The organism is Nocardiopsis ganjiahuensis DSM 45031 (genome assembly GCF_000341085.1).
GTDB lineage: Bacteria > Actinomycetota > Actinomycetes > Streptosporangiales > Streptosporangiaceae > Nocardiopsis > Nocardiopsis ganjiahuensis.
In genome coordinates this window covers 134,276-154,726 of the sequence record NZ_ANBA01000014.1, presented here as the reverse complement: position 1 = coordinate 154,726, position 20,451 = coordinate 134,276, and the positions used below count along the sequence as shown (strand labels likewise).

Below are 20,451 nucleotides of genomic sequence, written 5' to 3'. Positions count from 1 at the left end.
TCCCTGAACGGACAAGAACCCCGGCCCTCGGCTCGCGCCCCGCCCCCGGAACGGTCAGTTCTCCTCCAGCGCCTTCCGGTAGGCGTCCCAGCCGTGCAGTTTGACCCGTTCCCCCCGGCCCAGCTCCGCGGCGTGGCCGGCCTCGGCGGTGTCGATGCGCAGCCAGCCCTCGTAGTCGCTGTGCGCCAGTCCCCGTTCGTCCAGGACCCGTTCGAGGGGGACCGGGTCCGGCACCGCCTCGCGCAGTTTCGGGGCGTCCTCCAGCAGTGCGCGCACGGTCCCCGCCGCGTCCGACTTGTTCGTGCCGATCACACCCGTGGCGCCCCGTTTGATCCACCCGGCCACGTAGTCGCCGGACACGACGCGGCCCTCGGCGTCCAGGACCCGGCCCCGGTCGTGCGGGACCGTGCGCCCGTCGCTGTCGAAGGGCACACCCTCCAGGGGCACGCCCGCGTAGCCCACCGAGCGCAGCACCATGCCGACGTCGAGAACGGTGTGCTCACCGGTCCCCTCCAGGCGCCCGTCGGCGTCCATCCGGGTGCGCTCGACCCGCAGGCCGCTCACGCGGCCCTGCCCCTGCTGTCCCAGGATCTCCTCGGGCCTGGTCCAGAAGTGCAGTTCCACGCGGCGGGGACGGCCTTCGGGGGGCCGCTCGGCCTGTTCCCGCAGGAGCCTGAGGTTGGTGCGCGCCGCCCGGGAGACCTCCCGCAGTTCGGGGCGCTCGGCACGGTCGGTGCCCACCGTCGTGGGGTCGATGTCCACCTGTTCCGGGCGGACGACCACGTCCGCTCCGGGCAGGGCCAGCAGGTCCCGCAGTTCGGGTGCGGTGAACTTGGCCTGGAGCGGGCCGCGGCGGGCCAGGAGGTGGACGGTGCGCACCCGGCTGGCGGCGAGCACCTCCAGGGCGGCCTGCGGGATGTCGGTGTGCCGGAGCTCGTCCGCGGTCTTGGCCAGGATCCGGACGACGTCGAGGGCGACGTTGCCCGCACCGACCACCGCGACCTCCTCGGTGTCGAGCGCGAACCGGTCCCACTCGTTGTCGGGGTGGCCGCAGTACCAGTTGACGAAGTCGGTGGCGGCCAGGCTCCCTGGCAGGTCCTCCCCGGGCACCCCCATGCGGCGGTCGACGCCGGCGCCGGTCGCGTAGACGACGGCGTGGTGGGAGCGGGCAAGGTCGGCGCGGGTCAGGTCGGTACCGAACCCGACCCCGCCGACGAACCGCACGTCCGGGTGTTCCAGGACCCTGCGCAGGGTCCGCGCGACGCCCTTGATCTTGAGGTGGTCGGGGGCCACGCCGTAGCGCACCAGCCCGTAGGGAGTGGGGAGCCGGTCCAGGATGTCCACGCGCAGCGGGACGCGGCGCTGGCGGGTGAGGGCGTCGGCGGTGTAGACCCCGGCCGGGCCGGAGCCGATCACGGCCACCCTGAGCGGAGTCTCGTCCTGAGGACTTCGGTGGTCGGGTTCGGAAGAGGTCATGAAACCATTCTGGCAGCCCCGGACGTTGGTCCGGGGCTGCCAGAAGGGTGTGGGAAGGACCTGGTCAGGCTGTTTCGTCAGCGAGCTCGCGGTGGTCCTTGGCGCCCTCGGAGCGGCGGGAGACCGTCTCGGTGAGCTTGCGGGACAGCTCCTGCGGGGTCAGGCCCTGCTGCTGGAGGATCCGGTCGCGCTTGGCGTGGTCCAGGAACTCCTGCTGGATGCCGAAGGTCCGCACGGGCACGTCCACGTCGTGGTCGCGCAGCAGGCGGGCCACGGCGTCGCCGACGGCGCCGGTGCGGCCGTTGTCCTCGACGACCGCCACCACGGAGTGCTCGGCGGCCTCGGCCACCAGGGCCTCGTCCAGGGGCTTGACCCAGCGCGGGTCGATGACGGTGACGCCGATGCCCTGGTCGGCCATGCGGTCGGCCACCTCACAGGCGACCTGGGCCATGGTGCCCACGCCGACGATGAGCAGGTCCTTGGCGTGGCCGCCGTCGGTGGCGCGGCGCAGCAGGTCCATGGTGCCGACCTTGCCGATCTCGGTCAGCTCCTCGGCGACGGCGCCCTTGGGGTAGCGCACGACGGTGGGGGCGTCCTCGACGGCCACGGCCTCGCGCAGCAGGGTGCGCAGGCGCGCGGCGTCCCGCGGGGCGGCCAGGCGCAGCCCGGGGACCACCTGGAGGATGGACATGTCCCACATGCCGTTGTGGCTGGCGCCGTCGTTGCCGGTGACGCCCGCGCGGTCCAGGCAGAAGGTGACGCCCTGGCGGTGCAGGGCGGCGTCCATGAGCACCTGGTCGAAGCAGCGGTTGAGGAAGGTCGCGTAGACGGCGACCACCGGGTGCAGGCCGTTCATCGCCATGCCGGTGGCGGCGGTGGCGGCGTGCTGTTCGGCGATGCCGACGTCGAAGATCCGGTCCGGGTAGGCGTCCGCGAACTTGTTCAGGCCGGTGGGGTGCAGCATCGCGGCGGTGATGCCGACGATGTCCTCGCGCTCGCCGCCCAGTTCCACCATGGTGTCGGCGAAGACCGAGGTCCACTTCTCCACCTTGGGGCCGGGTTTGGCCTTGCCGGTGTCGATGTCGAAGGGGCCGGGGGCGTGGAACTGGTCCTCGTCGTGGTTCTCGGCCGGGGCGTAGCCCTTGCCCTTCTGGGTGATCACGTGGACGATCGCCGGTCCGCCGAAGTCGCGGGCGCGGCGCAGCGCCTTCTCCACGGCGGGCTCGTCGTGCCCGTCGATGGGGCCGAGGTACTTGAGGCCGAGGTCCTCGAACATGATCTGCGGCTGGATCGTGTCCTTGAGGCCCTTCTTGAGGCCGTGCAGGGCCTCGTAGAGGGGCTGACCGACCACGGGGGTGCGGTTGAGGGTGTTCTTCGCAAGGTCCAGGGCCTGCTCGTAACCCGGGGTCATGCGCAACGAGGCCAGGTGGTCGGCCAGACCGCCCATCGTGGGCGAGTAGGAGCGGCCGTTGTCGTTGACGACCACGACCAGGCGCCGGTTCTTCTTCTCGGCGATGTTGTTGAGGGCCTCCCAGGCCATTCCGCCGGTGAGGGCGCCGTCACCGATGACGGCGACCACGGTCCGGTCGGTGCGGCCCTGGACCTCGTTGGCCTTGGCCATGCCGTCGGCGTAGGACAGGGCGGTGGAGGCGTGGGAGTTCTCGATGAAGTCGTGCTCGGACTCGGCGCGGGAGGGGTAGCCGGACAGGCCGCCCTCGGACTTCAGGTCGGTGAAGTCGTGGCGGCCGGTGAGGACCTTGTGCGCGTAGGCCTGGTGGCCGGTGTCGAAGAGGATGGGGTCCTTCGGTGAGTCGAAGACCCGGTGCAGCGCGATGCTCAGCTCGACGACGCCGAGGCTGGGGCCGAGGTGTCCGCCGGTCTGGGAGCAGGAGTCGACAAGGAAGTCCCTGATCTCCTGGGCCAGAGCTGGGAGCTGGTCGGCCGAAAGCTTCTTGAGCGCTTCCGGATTGTGTATCGACTCGAACAGTGCCACTGTCTCGTCAGTCCCCTCGTCCAGCGTGTCCGCTTACGTTTGCCGTGCCCGGCCCCTGACGTGGGCCGGCGTTGGCTACCGGCAGGTATACATACCCGAGTTTATGGGGCTTCGCCCACGGGTCACACCCGGCAGCCCCCGAGGCTACGGCTTTGACGGTATCCCGACGCCAGCGGTTCCCCCCATTGCCGGATACCACGGGGAACATCTGCCGCCACAGGCGTTTCGGCGTAGATTACTCCCTTTTCGGAGCACGGTTACCCCTGGCCATCCGGCTACCCACGCTATCCGAGTGCGGCCTGGGCGAGGAGGCCGATCGCGGAGACGGTCACCACGCACAGGAGCACGACCCGCATCCTGGCCGGCTCGACCCAGCGGCGCGCCCGGTTCCCGAGGAGGAATCCGAGGCCGACGAAGGGGATCGCGGCGACCCCGGCGGCGACCGTGCGGCTGTCGAGCTGCCCGCCGATCCCGAGGGAGAACAGGGAGATCGCACCGCCGAACAGGAAGAACGCGGCCAGGGTGGCGCGCACCCGCTCAGGCGGTTCGTGCTGGTAGAGCAGGGCCATCGGCGGGCCGCCCACCGAGGTCGCGGTGCCCGAGAAACCGGACAGGGCGCCCGCCGCCACCAGGGAGACCGGGGTGATGCGCACCCGTAGGGACCACACGGACAGGGCGACGGCCACGAGCACCATCACACCGACGACCGCGGCCAGGGCGCTGGGGTCGAGGACGGCCACGACCCACACCCCCAGCACGGTTCCGGGCACCCGGGCGGGCAGTCCCCAGGCCATGCCGCGCCAGTCCACGTGGCGCCACTCCTGGATGAGAGTGAGCACCGGGAGGATGATCACGGTGATGAGGAGTGCCCCGGGCATGAGCGTGGGGTCGAGGAAGGAGATCACGGGGGCGGCGACCAGGCCGAGGCCGAGGCCGACCATGCTCTGGACGGCGGCCCCGGCCAGGACCGCGGACGCCGCCACGAGGAGGAAGACCCACGCGTCGATCTGGCCGAACAGTCCGTGGGCGGTGGGTGTGAGGAGATCAGCGAACATGAGGGGAACGACGCTATATCTCCGCCACTCCGACCGGGATTAGGAGATAGGGAGATGGGATGACCGGGGTGGCAAGGTGCGCCCGCCGTGGTCGACGATCGCCCTCCTGCAGACGTCCGCGCGCAACGAGGCCATGTTGGCTCCCTGGGCGGTGACGGGGTCGTTGCTGACCACCGCATCGTCCATGCCCGGGACCGGGGTCCCGTCGGCCGACCGGGCGACGGGCTCACGCACCACCGGCGTGCAACCGCCGTGCAGGGCGGCCGCGGGGTCGGCCGGCCGGGCCCGGGAGAAGCGCTCGTGGCCCCAGGGCGCGTGGACGCGCAGGACGTCGAGCAGCACCTCCAGGACCTCCTCACCGGTCGCCCCGCGGCCCAGGGGCGGTCCAGCGGGCCGGGCGCCGTTCCCGCGGGTCGGACGGGGACCCGTTAACACGGCCGGGACCGGGCGAGGCGAAGGCCCCCGTTCCGCCACCGGGGCGGGCCCCGGTCGTCCGCGCCCCTCACTCCGAGCGCGGGGAAAGCGACACACCTCACACGGAAAGGGCCCGGGCCGGTGGGAGTGGAACCGGCCCGGACCCTGCGGCGGCCCGGGGTCGGCCGCCTTGTTCCTCCGGGAGGGGAACGGGGAGAGGAGACGCCGGTCAGGCGCCGCCTCTGGCGTGGGTCTTGCGTCCGCGCCGGGAGACCGCGTCGAGGACGACCGCGATCAGCAGGACGGCCGCCGTGATCATGAAGCGCACGGAGGTGTCCATCTGGAGCAGCAGCAGACCCGAGGTGATGGCGCCCAGCACCAGGCCGCCCAGCAGGGCGGAGTAGGCGTTGCCTCGTCCGCCGAACAGGCTGGTGCCGCCGATGACCGCGGCCGCGATGGCCATCATCAGCTCGGCGCCGCCGCCGGTGGAGACGCTCGCCGCGAAGTTGCGGGACACGAGCATGACGCCGCCGAGGGCCGCGAGGGTGGAGGCGATGCCGAAGACGGAGATCCGGATCAGGTCCACGTTGATGCCGGCCCGGCGGGCCGCTTCCGAGCTGCCGCCCACGGCGTAGACCATGCGGCCGTAGCGCGTCTTGCGCAGCACCAGGTCCAGGACGACGACGAAGCCCACGAAGATCAGGAAGGCGAGCGGCACGCCCTTGTACTGGTTGAGGATCCACACGCCGCCGACCAGCGGCAGGGCCAGCAGGACGGCCCGGAAGAGGACCTCGCTCAGCGGCTTGTAGGGCAGGCCCGCGAGGCGTCGCTTGCGTTCGACCGTCAGCACCGAGACCAGGTACAGGACCAGGGCCAGCAGGACCAGGAACCAGCCCACCACCGGAACGAAGTAGGTCTGGGTGAGCATCGCGATCGGACCGCTGGAGCTGGTGTTGATGCTCCCGTCGCCGCCCATGAGGTACAGGTGGACGCCCTGCCAGCCGAGCAGGCCGGCCAGTGTGACCACGAAGGCCGGAACGCCCATCTTCGCGAAGATGAACCCGTGGAGGAGGCCCACCAGGAGGCCGACCCCCACCGCGGCGCCGATGGCGACCCACTCGGAGACCCCGTGCCGGACCGCGAGAACCGCCAGGACCCCGGCGGACAGACCGGACACCGAACCGATGGACAGGTCGATCTCGCCGAGCAGCAGGACCATGATCACGCCGGTGGTCATGAGGCCGACGGCGGCGATCTGGACCGTCAGGTTCGACAGGTTCTGCGGTGACAGGAACCGGTCGTTCATGGACTGGAAGACGATCGCGATCAGCAGGAGGCCGACGATGACCGGAACCGCGCCCAGCTCGCCGCCCCTGAGGTTGCGGCGCAGTGCCTGGAGCCATCCGCTGGGCGAGGCCACGGTGGCCAGGAGCCGCGGGTCGCGCCGGGGAGCGTTCTCCGGCTGGCCCTCACCGGCGCTGTGGGGAACGTGTGTCTGCTGGCTCATTCCTTGTCCTTCGTGGCCGTGGCCGATGAGCCGGTACGAGTGGAGCGGCGGGTCACCGGGTTGTCCGAGGCGCCGGTGATGGCAGCCACGATCTCCTCGTAGCTGGTCGTGGCGATGGGGAAGTCACCCGCGTTGCGGCCCAGGCGGAGCACGACCGCCCGGTCGGCGACGGCTCGGACGTCGGCCATGTTGTGGCTGATCAGAACGACGCCCAGCCCCTGGTCGCGCAGGCGTTCGATGAGGTCGAGGACCTGCGCGGTCTGCGCCACTCCCAGCGCCGCGGTCGGCTCGTCGAGCATGACCACGCGGGGCTGGCCCAGCAGGGAGCGGGCGATCGCGATGATCTGGCGCTGGCCGCCGGACAGGGCGGCGACGGGCACCCGGAGGCTGGGGATGCTCACCGACAGGGAGTCGAGGAGCTCCACGGCACGGCGCTCCATCTCGACCTCGTCGAGGGTGCCGGGGAAGTGGAGGCGTTCGTTGCCCAGGAAGAGGTTGCCGACGATGTCCAGGTTGTCGCACAGCGCGAGGTCCTGGTAGATGGTGGCGATCCCGAGGCGCTGGGCGTCGGCGGGCGCGCCGATGGTGACCTGCTGCTCGTCCCAGTAGATGGCGCCGCCGCTGTCCGCGGGGTGCGCCCCGGCGATGACCTTGACGAGGGTCGACTTGCCCGCGCCGTTGTCACCGAGCAGGGCGACGACCTCGCCGGGCGCGACGTGGAAGTCGACCTCGGTCAGTGCCTTCACGGCCCCGAAGGTCTTGGAGATCCCGGACAGTTCCAGGACGGGTGTGCTCATGTGTTCGTTTCTCTTTCTCGCCCCGAGCGGACGGGGGCCGGTTGCTCCGTGACCCCACGGGGCCTCGCACCCGGGCCGCCCCGCCGTTGCGGGGCGGCCCGTCCACCGGACCTGGTTAGAGGGCTTCCTTGCAGAAGTCGTAGTCGGCGTAGTCGTCGGTGCAGATCTCCTCGATGGTGTAGAAACCGTCGGAGACGACCGTGTCACTGATGTTGTCCACCGTGACCGCGACGGGGTCGAGCAGCACGGAGTCGACCTTCTCTCCGTTGGCGTCCTCGACCTCGGTGACGGAGTACTCACCCGCGTCGAGGTCCTCCCCGGTGGCCAGGGAGACGGCCATGGCCGCGGCGATCTCGGCCTCGGGACGGATGGCCTTGTAGACGGTCATGTACTGCTCACCGGAGACGATGCGCTGGATGCCGTGGAGCTCGGCGTCCTGACCGGTGACCGGGGGAAGGTCCTCGACCGACACACCGGCGCTGCGCAGCGCGGAGATGATGCCCGCGGCCATGCCGTCGTTGGCCGAGTAGACACCGATGATCTCGTCCAGACCGAGGGAGGTGATGGCGCCCTCCATCTGGCTGTTGGCCTCGTCCGGCGACCAGTCGGGGGTGTCGAACTCCTGGCCGATCTCGACCTGGCCCTCGAAGATCTCGTGGGCGCCGGCCTTGAAGTCACCGGCGTTGGGGTCGGTGGGCGAGCCATTGATCATGACGATCTGACCGTCGCCCGCGGTGCCGGACTGGTCGAGGGCGCCCAGGAGCGCCTCGGCCTGGACCTGGCCGACGCGGAAGTTGTCGAAGGAGACGTACATGTCCACGCCGCCCTGCGCGAGGCGGTCGTAGGCGACGACGGGGACGCCCTGGCTGCGCGCCTCGTTCACGGTGCCGGCGGCGGCCTCGGAGTCGACCGCGCCGAGTACGAGCACGTCGACACCGTCGGTCAGCATCGCCTGGGCCTGGGTCTGCTGCTCGTCGACGTCCTGGTCGGCGTTGGCGTACGAGAGCTCACAGTTGGGGCACAGCTCCTCGAGCGCCTCCTCGAAGTACGGCTTGTCGAAGGCCTCGTAGCGCGCCGTCTGGAGCTCGGGAAGGAGCAGACCGACGTGGAAGCCCTCTTCCAGGCTGTGCGCCTCGGTCTCGCCGTCCTCCGAACCGGTGGTGAGCGAGCCGCAGGCGCTGGCGAACACGGCCAGAGCGGCGCTGGCGGCGGCGATGCCGAGGGCAGCCGAACGTCGGGAGTAGGGGCGTTTGTTAGTCAACGCGGGGGACCTCTCTTACGGAACCGGCGCGGGTGGGAACTCGCGTTTGATGATGTGAAGTAGAACCCCGACTCCACCTTGCCGTCAACTCATGAACACATAACCGAAACATCACGAGTGTTACCTTCACAACATAAAATCATTAAAAGCGCAGGTCAAGGGGCTTGGGCAGGTCTGTGACCTCGTGTGAAGGTCAAGGGGATTTGACCAAGACAACTTTCACGCGCGAACGCGCGGAGCCGCGATCAGCGCAGGCTGTGAGTGGCCGTGAGCAGTGCGCCGCGGAGCGGCGCGTCCTCACCCAGGGCGCTGGCCACCAGTTCGAGCTGGGCCAGGGCGCTGCCCAGGGTTCCCAGCTCCATCGACCGCCGCATCGGGTCCAGCAGGAGGCTCCCGGCCTCGGCCAGGTCACCGCCCACGACCACGCGGTCCGGGTTGAACAGGTTGGCCATGATCGCGACGCCCTGTCCCAGGGCGGTCCCGGCCTCGGCGATGATGCGGCGGGCGCCCGGGTCCCCCCTCAGGGCGGACGAGACCACGTCGTTCAGGCGGACCCGGTCCGTTCCCTGCGCGAGATCGTAGTTCCTGGGCAGCATGTTCAACAGGTACCCGGTGCCGACGAAGGTCTCCAGGCAGCCGCGGTTGCCGCAGCGGCACACCTGGCCGCGCGGATCGAGCCCTATGTGGCCGATCTCGCCCGCGGTGCCGCCCGCCCCCTGGAAGAGCCGGCCGGACATGACGATGCCGGCGCCCACGCCCTCGCCGAGGACCAGCTGGATGACGTGGTCGGCGCCCTGCGCGGCGCCGAGCCTGCGCTCGGCCACCACCGCGAGGTTGGCGTCGTTCTCGGCCAGCACGGGCAGGGCCAGCCGCTCCTGGAGAGCCGGCGCCGGGCGGAAGCCCGCCCAGCGGGGCAGACAGGAGATGGGGCCCACCGCGCCGGTGTCGGGTGCGATCGGACCGGGGACGGAGGCCACCACCGAGGCGACCGTGCCCAGGTCGATCCGGGCCCCCAGCAGAGCGGTCTCGGTCAGCCAGGCCGCCCGGCGGACCGCCCGCGGCGCGTCGGCGGCGACCTCGTAGGCGATGGCCTCGCGGGCGAGCATGTTGCCCTCGCTGTCGCCGATCGCCACCCGGATCTGGTCGACCGCGAAGTCGACGGCCACCACCGTCCCCGGCGGGCGCAGGAGGGTGACGGCCCGGGCCCGGCGCCCGTTGGAGGAGGTGTTGCGGACGGAGACGGTCCCGGCGGCGCGCAGGCCGCGCACGATGTTGGAGACGCTGGCCGCCGACAGCCCCGTGGCCCGGGCCAGTTCGGCCTGGGTCTGGGTGCCGTCGCGGCGCAGCACGTCCACGACGCGCCGTTCGTTGGCCTGGCGCAACGCGGACTGGGAACCAGGGGTCGTACCGGTGTCGGTCACCACGTACCCCTTCGTCCGTCGTTCTTCGCGCCCTGGCGTTGTTTCGAGGAATGCTACAAGCATTGAACGGGGCGCTGTACCCCGGCACCCCTGGTAACAGCGCCTCGGAGCCCCGCCCCGTTAGGCTCCGGGCATGTCAAGGGAGAGAACCGACCGGCCCGGGTGGGCGGACCGCGTGGCCGAGACAGTGGTGGACACTCCCCCGCGCGGCCCGCGGGTGCGGATCGTGGCGGTGGAGGGGCGTTCGGGTTCGGGCAAGAGCACGGTGGCCGAGGAGGTGCGCCGGGCCCTGGCCGACCGCGGCGAACCGGTGGCGGTGCTGACCATGGAGGACCTCTATCCCGGCTGGGACGGTCTGGCCGAGGCGCCCGGGCTGCTCAGGGAGTGGGTTCTGCTGCCGCTGGCCGAGGGACGCGGGGCGGCCTGGCACCGGTACGACTGGGGGCGCGGCGGTTTCGGGTCGGAGCCGGTGGGCCTGCCCGCCGACCTGGTCGAGCGCGGGGGGACCCTGGTCGTGGAGGGGTGCGGTTCGGGTGCGGCGCCCGTGCGCGACCTGGTGGACGTACTGGTGTGGGTGGAGGCACCTGAGGAGGTGCGCTCCCGGCGGCTCGACGGCCGCGCGGACGCCGGGGCGTACGCCCCGTACCGGGTCCGCTGGTCCCGTCAGGAGGACTCCCTCTACGCCGGCGACCCTCCCGAGGAATGCGCCGACCTGCGGTTGGACAACTTCTGAGGCTTCACGGCCACACAGCGCTCCACTCTGGTCACACCACTCCGGCGGCCATGATTCACTGTCATCTGCACCACAAGTGCACCTTTTGAGCCATTTGTCCGAAACTCTGCTGTTCATCGGGTCCTCTCGTGCGTATCCCGCCCGGACCCGGTCCCACGACTCCCCAGGGGCAGCCGGCTTTCCAAGGAAAGACTCTTGACTACGACGCAGAACGGGTCGGCGAAGACCCCCACCCGCAGGATGCGCCTGACCATCGGCGCCCTCTCCGCCATCGAACGCGTCGGCAACAAGTTGCCGCATCCGTTCTGGCTGTTCGTCATCATGGCCGGGTTGGTGATCCTCACCAGCGCCGTGCTCAGCGCCCTGAACGTAGCGGTGGTCTCCCCCGCCGACGGAGAGACCGTCTCCGTCACCAGCCTGCTGAGCGCCGAGGGCCTGCGCTTCATCATCGGCGACGCGGTGGCCAACTTCGCGGCCTTCCCGCCCCTGCCGCTGATCGTGTCCGTCATGATCGGTGTCTCGGTCGCCGAACAGAGCGGGCTCGTCACCGCCGCCCTGCGCGGCAGCGTCACCCGGGTGCCGAAGAAGTGGCTGACCTTCGCCGTGGTCCTCACCGGCATCAGCGCCAGCGTGGCCTCCGACGCCGCCTACGTGGTCTACATCCCGCTGGCCGCGATGGTGTTCAAGGCCGTCGGACGCAGCCCGATCCTCGGCCTGGTCGTCGGCTTCGGGGCCGTCAGCGCCGGATACAACGCGGCACTGACCATCACCCTGACCGACGCACTCATGTCGGGCCTCAGCACCAGCGCCGCGCAGATCATCGACCCCGGTTACGTGGTCAACCCGCTGGCGAACTTCTTCTTCACGTTCGTCTCGGCGATCTTCCTCGCCGTCGTGATCACCCTGCTGACCGAGCTCGTCCTGGTGAAGCTGTCCGGCAACGCCCAGGAGGACGAGGACGCCGAGATCGGCGACCTCGGTTCGATGCTCCTGACCGACGTCGAACGCAAGGGCATGCGCCGCGCGGGCCTGACCCTGCTGGTGTACTTCGGCGTGATCGCCGCCGCCCTGGCTCCCCCGGCGTCACCGCTGCGCGGGGAGGACGGCGGAGTCCTCAGTTCTCCCCTGCTGAGCGGTGTGGCCTTCGTCCTGGCGATCGCCTTCCTGCTCGTCGGCATCGTCTACGGCCGCACCACGGGCACGCTGCCGACCATGGCGTCGGTGCCGCCCGCGATGGCGGTCGGTGTACGAGAACTGGCCCCGGTGCTGGTGCTCTTCTTCGCCGCCGCCCAGTTCATCGCCTACTTCTCCTGGTCCGGCATGGCCGACGTGATCGCGATCAGCGGAGCCAACTTCCTGGAGTCCACCGGGGTGCCCCCGGCCGTGCTCTTCATCGGGTTCCTCGTGTTCGCGGCGCTGCTGAACGTGTTCATCACCAGCGGTTCGGCCCAGTGGGCCCTCATCGCCCCGGTGTTCATCCCGATGTTCATGCTCATGGGCACCAGCCCCGAGACCACCCAGGCGCTCTACCGGATCGCGGACTCGGCGACCAACATCATCAGCCCGATGAGCGCGTACTTCATCATGGTGCTCGGCCTGCTGCAGAAGTACCGCAAGGACGCCGGTGTGGGCACGATGATCTCGCTGACGCTGCCGATCAGCATCACGGTGTTCGTCTCCTGGTCCCTGTTCTTCTTCCTCTGGTGGGGTCTGGGCCTCCCGCTCGGCCCGGGCACTCCCTACACCTACTAGTCGGCCGACCGATCGCACGGAGCCGCCGTGGTCACCCGACCACGGCGGCTCCGTCGTTCCGTCCCGATGGTGCTAGTGGCGCTGCCGGGGCGGCTGTGAACACAGCCGGCGGGCCTGCTGGAGGTCGGTGTCCATCCTCCGGAGCCCCTGGAGCAGCTCCCGCCCCTGGACGGGGATGCCCTGCATCCGCTGGTTCTGCATGTGGCGCACGTACGCGCCCCCGTAGCGATTGGTGTCCCGCTGTTTCTGGATCGCCAGAGTGCTCACCAGACCCACCGCGGCCAAGAAGAACAGCATGCCCAACCCCGAGCCCTGGGCCGCCGCCGCGAAGACCACGGACAAGAGCAGGCACAGGGCGGCCACGACGCCCAGGACCTTCGTCGTCCCCGAGTGCTCCTCTGCCGACCGCGCGGCAGCGGCCAGCGCCCTGTGCTCGCTGTGCAGGGCCACAGACCGCTGCTCCCAGGCAGAACGTTGCCGGGCCAGGGTGACGACGGTCGGCAGACAGGCGTAGACCGCCGCCGCGTACCCCACGCGCTGGGTGCCCGAGGCGAGGTCGACACGCGGCCAGAGCGCGCCCGTCCAGTCCGCGACCCCGGGCAGGCCGCCGGGGTCCGGGGGCACGACGAGTTCCGGGTGCAGGAGGAAGGCCAGCACCAGTGCGGGCTCCACTCTGCCCTCGAAGCCGCGCCAGCCGGTGAGGTTCTGGGCGAGCTCCCGGTGGAAGGCCGTGCCGGTCCGTTCGGCCTCCTCGATCTCCCCGGCCAGCCGGCCCAGTCTCGGCCCGTCCCCGCCCTGGTGCTCCGCCATCTGCCGCAGCAGCTCCGGACGGGCCAGCAGCATGAGCTCGTTGGCCCGGTGGCCGCCGGTGATGAGCGGGCGGGGATCACTGAAGAGGCGGCCCAGCCCTTCGAGCGTCAGGTCGTGGCCCCGAAAACGGGGCGGCAGCTCCGGGCAGGCCTGGGCGATGAAGGAGGCCACCGCCATGTTCGCGTCCCTGACCTCCCTGCGGAACAGGGACCGGTCCACCTTGGTGTCGTGGATGTCGTTGATGACCCAGGACCCGAGCATGGACCTCTCGGCGGGGTCGCCGAGAACCGTGACCGCCTCCGACCAGTGCTCCTGCATGGCGGCGGCCAGCGCCTCGATCCGGGTGAAGCGGACCCCGGCGAAACTGTACGGCGGGGCCTCTCCCTCGCTTGTGCGGGCAAGGGCCGGGGCGGCGTAGGAGCTCTGTGTACGCGGCGGGGCGGGCGGTGGGGTGGGAGCCGGACGCCGCGGAGCGGGGTTCGGAGCGATCTCGGTGTACCGGCGGGTGGGCGGCGTCGGCGCCACCTCCTCCACCCGGGTGGGGGCCACCGGCGCCCCGGGTCCCGGCGCGCTGCCCGAGATCAGGTGGTGGAAGAGCGCGGCCGCGTCCGGACGACGCTTCGGGTCCTTGTCCAGGCAGGCCAGGACGGTGTCCAGCAGCGGCCCGGACAGGTCGCCGGTGTCGGGTTCCCCGGACAGCACCCGGGCGATGCGCGAGGCCTGGGTGGGGCCGTGGAAGGCCTCCCTGCCGGTCGCCGCGAAGACCATCACCGACGCCCAGGAGAAGACGTCCACGGCCGAGGTGAGGCGCATCCCCTCCAACTGCTCGGGAGCCATGTACCCGACCGTGCCGACGATGCCGCTGGCCGTCACCGATGTGGTCTCCACGGCGCGGGCGATGCCGAAGTCGATCACCCTCGGCCCGTCCGGGGCCAGCATGATGTTGTCCGGCTTGAGGTCGCGGTGCACCACCCCGGCGGCGTGGATCGCCGCGAGCGCGGTTGCCGTGTTGACCGCGAGGCGCTGGAGTTCGTCGCCGGTCCGGGGGCCGTCCTCGGTGACAGCGCGGTGGAGGGTGGGGCCGTCGATGTACTCGGTGGCGATCCACGGCTCGTCCGCGCCGGGGTCGGCGTCCAGGATCGCGGCGATGCAGAACCCGCTCACCCGCCGGGCCTGATCGACCTCGGCGGCGAAGCGGCGCCGCATGTCGGGATCGCCCGACCAACTGGCGTGCAACAGCTTCACCGCGGCGCGGGTGCCGTCCTCGGCCTCACCGAGGAAGACCTCACCGAAACCACCCCGTCCCAGCGAACGGGTCAGACGATACGGACCGGCCCTCCGGGGGGAGGAGGTCACGTCCGTGGTCTCGTCCACGATCCCACCCTTCCTTCTTCTCTTGTCCTGTTCCGTGCGCCGCGTCGCACGGCGCGGCACGGCCGACGACGCCGACCCGTGGTGCCGCGCCGTGGTGCCGGCCGGTGGTGTCAGCCGGCGCTGATCCTGCGCGCCTGGGCCAGGTCCGCGCGGATGCGCTCCACCCCGGAGGTGAGCTGCGGCAGCTGGTGCCCGGAGTTGTGCAGTTCCATGACCCGCTGCCGTCGACGGGGGGCGGGCCCGCAGAGCACCAGGTTCGTGGCGACGGCCCCGACCAGGACCACTGCGCCGAGCGCCCCCAGCAGGGACAGCAGGCCGAAGGCCTCGCTGTCGGTGGCCGCTCCCAGGACCAGGCCGACGGGGATGCCGAAGAGGGAGTACTTGCTCCAGCGGACGACGGTGGCGATCCGTTCCTGGAGCCGCACCTTGTCCTGGACGGCCTCGTGGGCGGTGGACACCTCGGAGTAGCGGCTCTCCCAGTAACGGCGCTGACGGGCCAGGGCCTGGAGGGTGCTCATGGAACCGTAGACCGCTGCGGCGTACCCGGCGTTGTCCGGATCCCCGGAGTTCATGACGCGCTGCCAGAGGATGTCCACCCACTCGGCGACCCCGGAGTCGCCGCCGCTTCCGGGCGGGACCATCCGGTCGGGGTTCAGGAGGAAGGCGAGGATCAGCGAGGGGTTGACGTTGGGCTTGCTGGAGCGCCACCCCACGAGCTGCTGGGCGAGCTGTTCGTGCATGAGTGTCCCGGCGCGCTCGGCCCGGTCGAGCTGTTCGGCGAGGCGCTGGTACTCGGCGGCCTCGGAGCCCTGGTGCGCGCTCAACAGCCGCAGGAGCTCGGGCCGGGCCAGCAGGACCATCTCGTTGGCCATCGGAGCACCGGTCAGGATCGGCCCGGGGTCGGAGAAGAGCGCCCGGAGCTCGGCCAGGGACACGCCCCTGCCGCGGAAGACCGGTGGCAGGTCGGGGCGGTTCTGGGCCACGAAGGAGGCGACCGCCAGGTTGGCGTCCCTGACCTCGCGGCGGAAGAGGGAGCGGTCGACTCTGGTGTCCCCGAGGTCGTCGACGATCCAGGCGCCCAGGGCGGCGCGTTCGACGGGGTCGCTGAAGACCTGGACGGCGGCGCTCCAGTTCTGCTGCATCGCCTCGGCCAGGGCCCCGGGGTCGAGGAAGCGGACGCCGACGAAGTGGTAGGGCGGCACCGCCCCGGTGTGCCCGGGCACCGGGGTCTCGGAGACCGGCGGGTACGGGGGCGGCGCGTACGGGGCCGGCGTGTGCGACACGGGCGGCGGAGCCTGCTGGAGGTGCCGCTCCGACGGGGTCTGCCCGGGCTGCGGGGTCTGTCCGGGGCGCGCCTCGGCCGGTGCCATGCGTGTGTACGCGCGGGTGGGGTCGGTCTTCCCGGGCGGGGCCACCCTGGTGGGGTCGACCGGGACCACACCGGTGGGCGGGTGCTCGGCGACCCTGGTCCCCTCGACCCCGACCCGGGTGTGGGCGTCCGGTGAGGGGGTCACCGCGGTGAGGTCCCGGCCGGGGGCGGCCGTGTGGCCGCCGGTCCCCGCCGGTGCCGGGGCCGCGCCGCCGCCGGAGGGCGCGGAGATCAGCCACCGCATGAGGGTCTCGGCGTCGGGCCGCTTCCCGGGCTCCTTGTCCAGACAGGCGCGGAGGATGTCGGCGAAGGCGCCCTCCAGTCCACCGAGGTCGGGCTCGCCGCCCAGGATGCGGGCGATGCGCGAGGCCTGGGTGGGGCCGTGGAAGGCCTCCCTGCCGGTCGCCGCGAAGACCATCACCGACGCCCAGGAGAAGACGTCCACGGCCGAGGTGAGGCGGGCGCCCTCCAACTGCTCGGGGGCCATGTAGCCGATCGTTCCGACCACCCCGCTGGCCGTCACCGAGGTGGTCTCCACGGCGCGGGCGATACCGAAGTCGATCACCCTCGGCCCGTCCGGGGCCAGCATGATGTTGTCCGGCTTGAGGTCGCGGTGCACCACCCCGGCGGCGTGGATCGCCGCGAGCGCGGTCGCGCTGCCCACGGCCAGACGCTGGAGTTCCACTCCCGAGCGCGGACCGTTCTGCTCGACCGAGGCCTGGAGGGTGGGGCCGTCGATGTACTCGGTGGCGATCCAGGGCCGTTCGGCGCCGGGGTCGGCGTCCAGGATCGTCGCCACGCAGAACCCGCTCACCCGCCGGGCCTGATCGACCTCGGCGGCGAAGCGGCGCCGCATGTCGGGGTCGCCCGACCAACTGGCGTGCAACAGCTTCACCGCGGCGCGGGTACCGTCCTCGGCCTCACCGAGGAACACCTCACCGAAACCGCCCCGTCCCAGCGAACGAGTCAGTCGGTAGCCGCCGACCTCCTCGGCCTCCGATCCCTGGTTCTGAGGGTCGTCCACAGCCCGCCCGTCTCTCTTCCGTCACCGTTCCCGTGGCGCCCCGGCGGGGCGCCATGTCAGGGTGCCACAGGGAACTGACCGCCCGTACACGGTCCCGGTTCCCGCATCCCCTGATCCGATGCCCGGACGTTATCTCGTCCGGCCCCGGCGGTCGCCGCGCAGAACACGCTCGACCAGGTCCTCACGCAGGGCGCCGTAACCGGTGGCCGCCCACACGCTCTCCTCGGCGGGCACCTCGTAGTAGGGCACCTCACGTCCCCGGTACCGGGCGGACAGCACGGTCGGGCGCTGCCGGTCCCGGACCGCCTTCGCGCACGGAGCGCACAGCGGCACCCTGATGTCGTTGCGCCCGCCGAACTCCCGCCACTTCGTCACCTTGGTGACGGTCCCGTGCAGCGGGTTCGCGTAGCAGTGCGAGCGCAGGGGCGCGGAGCGCTGGCGGCCGACGGGCCGGGTCGCCCGGTCCAGGTGGTCCTCGGCCATGTCCAACAGCACCAGCACCCCGGCGATCTCCTCCAGGGCCCCGGTGTCGGGGAGCCGGTCGTAGACCCTACGGGCCGCGGCGTGCGCGTCCAGAGCCCGGTGGAGGGCCTCCGCCGCACCGTCACCGCTGGTCGGAGCCGCCTGGCTCAGGCGCTCGCCGAGTTCGACCACCTCCTCACCCGCCCGGCGGGCCAGCTCGGACCGCCGCGCCCGGTTCGCGTTGTCGAACGCCGCGTGCTGGGCGAGCACGGGGACCGGCCGGGGCCGGCGCCAGCGGTGGAGGCCGAAGCCGAGCCCCAGCAGGGCGAGAGCCGCCAGGACCCAGGGAAGCACCGCGAACAGCGTGTACCCTCCCGGGCCGAGCGAGTACCTCCAGTCGAACGGGGCACTCTCCTGCTGCTCCCTGGCGGTGTCGTAGATCCCCTCCGGGTCGTCGGAGAGCGCGACCTCCACGGCCCGCTCCAGGCGCTCCGCGGCCGGGGCGTCCCGGCCCAGCTCCACGGAGGCCGCCTCGGAGCCGTAGAAGGCGCGGCTCGTGCGTTCTCCCCCCGCCTCGAAGTCGTGCCCGGACAGGCTCCGGCCGTCCAGGACCAGGTAGTGCGCCTCGTCCGCGCCGCTCCTGTCGTGCACGGCGGACACCATGAGGGAGGAGTCACCGTTCCAGTCGCCGCCCTCGATCATCGGGACGGCCACCACCCTCAGCGGCGCCCCGGAGTCGTTGATGCTGTTCTCCACCTGCTGGACGAGGTCCTCGGGGAGGGCGCTGGCGTAGGTGGGATCGACGTAGACGGGTGACTCCTCCAGCGCCGCCGCCAGGCGCTCGCTCGGCCCCGGTCCCTCCTCAGCGGTGTCGGCCCGGCTCGCCGCCGGAGCGGCGGCCAGGAGGAGGACGGCCAGGGGCGGCACCGCGACCGCGGCCCAACGGGTACGCGTGGTCCTGTGGTCAGTGGACATCGGTTTCCTTCAGCAGATCTTCGGCCTCGAGTCGGCCCCTGGTCCCGTAGCCGGTGGTGACCCACCGCCGGTTCAGCTCCCCGTGCGGGACGCGGCCTCCCTCCGGAGCGGCCACCCGGAGGGTGCGCCGGTCGCGTTCGCTCTTCCCCAGCGCCGTGCAGGAGGCGCACAGGGATGGGCCGGGCCCCGTCCCGCGCCGCACGGCCTGGCCGTGCAGGGGGTTGACCTCGCAGAGCTGTGCGTCGACCCCGGTCACCACCTCGGGGTCCAGCCTGCGCACGGACCGCTCCGCCAGCACGATCACCCCGACCAGGTCGAGTTCGTCCGGTTCCCCGGCCAGGACGGCCAGGGCGGTGTCGATCTCGCGCAGGGCCCGGTCCCTCCCCGGGCGGTCCTGCGGCGCCGACTCCAGCGCCCTGACCGCCCGGCGCACCGCGCGGTCGGCGCGCGGCCGCAGGGCGCGCCCCGGCACGGCACGCAGGCGCCCCCTGGCGCGGAGCGCCAGACCCGCCAGCGCGAGGAGCACCGCGGCCGTGAGCGGTCCGGCCAGGAACAGGGCCCCGGCGAACCGGCCGGAGAAGAACTCCTCCCACCGGGAGGGCTCGTAGGGCGGTTCGGCCCTGTCCTGAACCCAGTCGGGTGTCTCCGGTTCCTGCCCCGGAGCCGCCGAGACCTCCCCCAGCCAGTCGAGCAGTTCGGCCAACGCCTGGTCGACCGTCCGGTCGAACCGGTGCCCGGTCACCTCCCACAGGCCGTACGCGTCCTCGGAGAGGCCCTCGGCCTCGACACCGAACAGGGCCACCCCCACCTTGGGGGAATCCTCGACGGTGGCGTCCACGACGATGAAGAGGCCGTCCTCGTCCATGACGTGGTGGAGCGCGTAGGCGAGGACCTCCGGGTCGCCGCCTGACTCGTCGGTACGGCTCATCGGCAGCACCGCGGTGTAGACAGGGACTTCGGCCCCGGTCAGGCGGTCCGCGGTTCCGTTCAGGTCCTGGACGCCCACCTGGGCCAGGGGGTCCACGTACAGGGGATCCTCGGCCAGTTCCTCGGCGATCCGCGTGACCCGGACCGTGGAGGCGACGTAGGGGCCGACCTGCGGAGGGGTCGGCCCCCGCTGCTGTTGCTCCCAGGGCAGGGCCGCGGTGGACAGGTGGACCACGGAGGCGACCACCACGACCGCGCCCGTACCCAGGACGAGGACGCGGCCCACACCGAGGGCCCGGTCCCCGGGCAGGTCCCCGGTGTACCCCGTCTTCGCCGCCCGGCCCCGCCGCCCGGAGCGGACCGCCCCCAGCAGCAGCCCCAGCGTCACCGCCGCTCCGGCGACCCCCGCCGTGAGCTCGCCCAACTGGGCCGGTCCGGACCGGGTTTCCAGCCGTAGACCGCCGAACCGGGCCTCCAGCCACCAGGTGAACGGCAGTGTGTCGTTCCAGCGCAGTTCGGCCCGTTCGGCGAGGTCGGGGGCGGTCAGGGTGTCCACGTAGACGCCCGCCATCGTGTGCAGCGGGGTGTGGATGGTGAACGCCCGCTCCCTGCCGAGCACCCGGTCGGCCTCGGCCAGCGGCAGGTCCACCTGACGGGCCACCGCGTGGACCCGGGACTGCTGCGGCCGCAGGTGGACGTACAGGCCGGGCTTGCCCACACGGTCCTGCAACCCGGCCAGGAGGTCGTCACTCGAGGTCGCGTAGTCCGGGACGCTGCTGGCCACGACGTAGTACGGCACGTCCAGCCTGCCGAAGGAGCCGTGCAGGCTCTGTTCCAGTTCCGCCAGGCCGTAGTCCCCGGCGAGGGAGTCGTCGACGACGACCGCCGCGCCCTCGGGCTCCTCGGCGAGGAGCCCGGCGAAGTGCTCGGCGGGAGAGGGCTTGGGGTTCTCGGGTTCCGCGTGCGCGGGTCCCGCGCCTGCGGTCGCCGAGCCGAGCAGCACCAGGGCGGCCAGCAGCGGCGCGGTCAGGTACGGCAGCGCACGGCGGCCCGTTCGGGAGCGGTGGCCCGCGAGGGGGCGGGAGGAGTCCATCGGAGCAA

At 71.8% G+C, this 20,451-nt stretch carries 14 protein-coding genes; 2 read left to right on the top strand and 12 right to left on the bottom strand.

The window, feature by feature from the left end; all coding sequences use genetic code 11:
* Nucleotides 1-54 precede the first annotated feature (54 nt).
* The 8 genes from D458_RS0120435 to D458_RS0120400 form a co-directional block, all read right to left on the bottom strand.
* Nucleotides 55-1,476: an FAD-dependent oxidoreductase gene (locus D458_RS0120435; protein ID WP_026119519.1), complete on the bottom strand. Its 1,422-nt coding sequence runs from the start codon at nt 1,474-1,476 to the stop codon at nt 55-57.
* Between the two features lie 64 nt (nt 1,477-1,540).
* Entirely contained in the window at nt 1,541-3,469 is a 1,929-nt protein-coding gene (gene dxs / locus D458_RS0120430) for a 1-deoxy-D-xylulose-5-phosphate synthase (RefSeq protein ID WP_017588596.1), read from the bottom strand.
* Nucleotides 3,470-3,753: 284 nt separating this feature from the next.
* Nucleotides 3,754-4,524, bottom strand: coding sequence for a sulfite exporter TauE/SafE family protein (locus D458_RS0120425; RefSeq protein ID WP_017588595.1), 771 nt, complete (start codon nt 4,522-4,524; stop codon nt 3,754-3,756).
* Nucleotides 4,525-4,563: 39 nt separating this feature from the next.
* Nucleotides 4,564-4,866, bottom strand: a complete 303-nt coding sequence (locus tag D458_RS0120420) for a hypothetical protein (protein ID WP_017588594.1) — start codon at nt 4,864-4,866, stop codon at nt 4,564-4,566.
* Nucleotides 4,867-5,167: 301 nt separating this feature from the next.
* Nucleotides 5,168-6,445 (bottom strand): sugar ABC transporter permease, encoded by a 1,278-nt coding sequence (locus D458_RS0120415; protein WP_017588593.1) that lies wholly within the window; start codon nt 6,443-6,445, stop codon nt 5,168-5,170.
* A complete protein-coding gene (locus tag D458_RS0120410) occupies nt 6,442-7,242 on the bottom strand; it encodes an ATP-binding cassette domain-containing protein (protein WP_017588592.1) in 801 nt (266 codons plus the stop codon). The genes D458_RS0120415 and D458_RS0120410 overlap by 4 nt, the downstream gene beginning before the upstream one ends.
* Nucleotides 7,243-7,357: 115 nt before the next feature.
* The gene (locus D458_RS0120405) at nt 7,358-8,503 is read right to left on the bottom strand and encodes an ABC transporter substrate-binding protein (protein ID WP_017588591.1); all 1,146 of its coding nucleotides are present in this window, start codon (nt 8,501-8,503) and stop codon (nt 7,358-7,360) included.
* A 245-nt stretch (nt 8,504-8,748) separates the two neighbouring features.
* Nucleotides 8,749-9,924 carry an ROK family transcriptional regulator gene (locus D458_RS0120400; RefSeq protein WP_017588590.1) on the bottom strand — a complete coding sequence of 392 codons (1,176 nt, stop codon included), beginning with the start codon at nt 9,922-9,924 and terminating at the stop codon, nt 8,749-8,751.
* Between the two features lie 133 nt (nt 9,925-10,057).
* Here D458_RS0120400 and D458_RS0120395 point away from each other — a divergent pair, with 133 nt between their 5' ends.
* Both D458_RS0120395 and D458_RS0120390 read left to right on the top strand, forming a co-directional pair.
* Nucleotides 10,058-10,657 carry a uridine kinase family protein gene (locus D458_RS0120395; protein ID WP_026119518.1) on the top strand — a complete coding sequence of 200 codons (600 nt, stop codon included), beginning with the start codon at nt 10,058-10,060 and terminating at the stop codon, nt 10,655-10,657.
* Between the two features lie 240 nt (nt 10,658-10,897).
* Entirely contained in the window at nt 10,898-12,409 is a 1,512-nt protein-coding gene (locus D458_RS0120390) for an AbgT family transporter (protein ID WP_017588588.1), read from the top strand.
* Nucleotides 12,410-12,481: 72 nt separating this feature from the next.
* Here D458_RS0120390 and D458_RS33795 read toward each other — a convergent pair whose 3' ends face one another.
* From D458_RS33795 to D458_RS0120370, 4 genes are all read right to left on the bottom strand, one after another.
* Nucleotides 12,482-14,593, bottom strand: coding sequence for a serine/threonine protein kinase (locus D458_RS33795; RefSeq protein ID WP_040702601.1), 2,112 nt, complete (start codon nt 14,591-14,593; stop codon nt 12,482-12,484).
* Nucleotides 14,594-14,703: 110 nt separating this feature from the next.
* Nucleotides 14,704-16,986: a serine/threonine protein kinase gene (locus tag D458_RS0120380; protein WP_026119517.1), complete on the bottom strand. Its 2,283-nt coding sequence runs from the start codon at nt 16,984-16,986 to the stop codon at nt 14,704-14,706.
* A gap of 129 nt (nt 16,987-17,115) precedes the next feature.
* A complete protein-coding gene (locus tag D458_RS0120375; RefSeq protein ID WP_017588586.1) occupies nt 17,116-18,423 on the bottom strand; it encodes a hypothetical protein in 1,308 nt (435 codons plus the stop codon).
* Nucleotides 18,413-20,443, bottom strand: a complete 2,031-nt coding sequence (locus D458_RS0120370; protein ID WP_017588585.1) for a hypothetical protein — start codon at nt 20,441-20,443, stop codon at nt 18,413-18,415. Before D458_RS0120370 ends, D458_RS0120375 begins: the two co-directional genes overlap by 11 nt.
* Between the last annotated feature and the right edge of the window lie 8 nt (nt 20,444-20,451).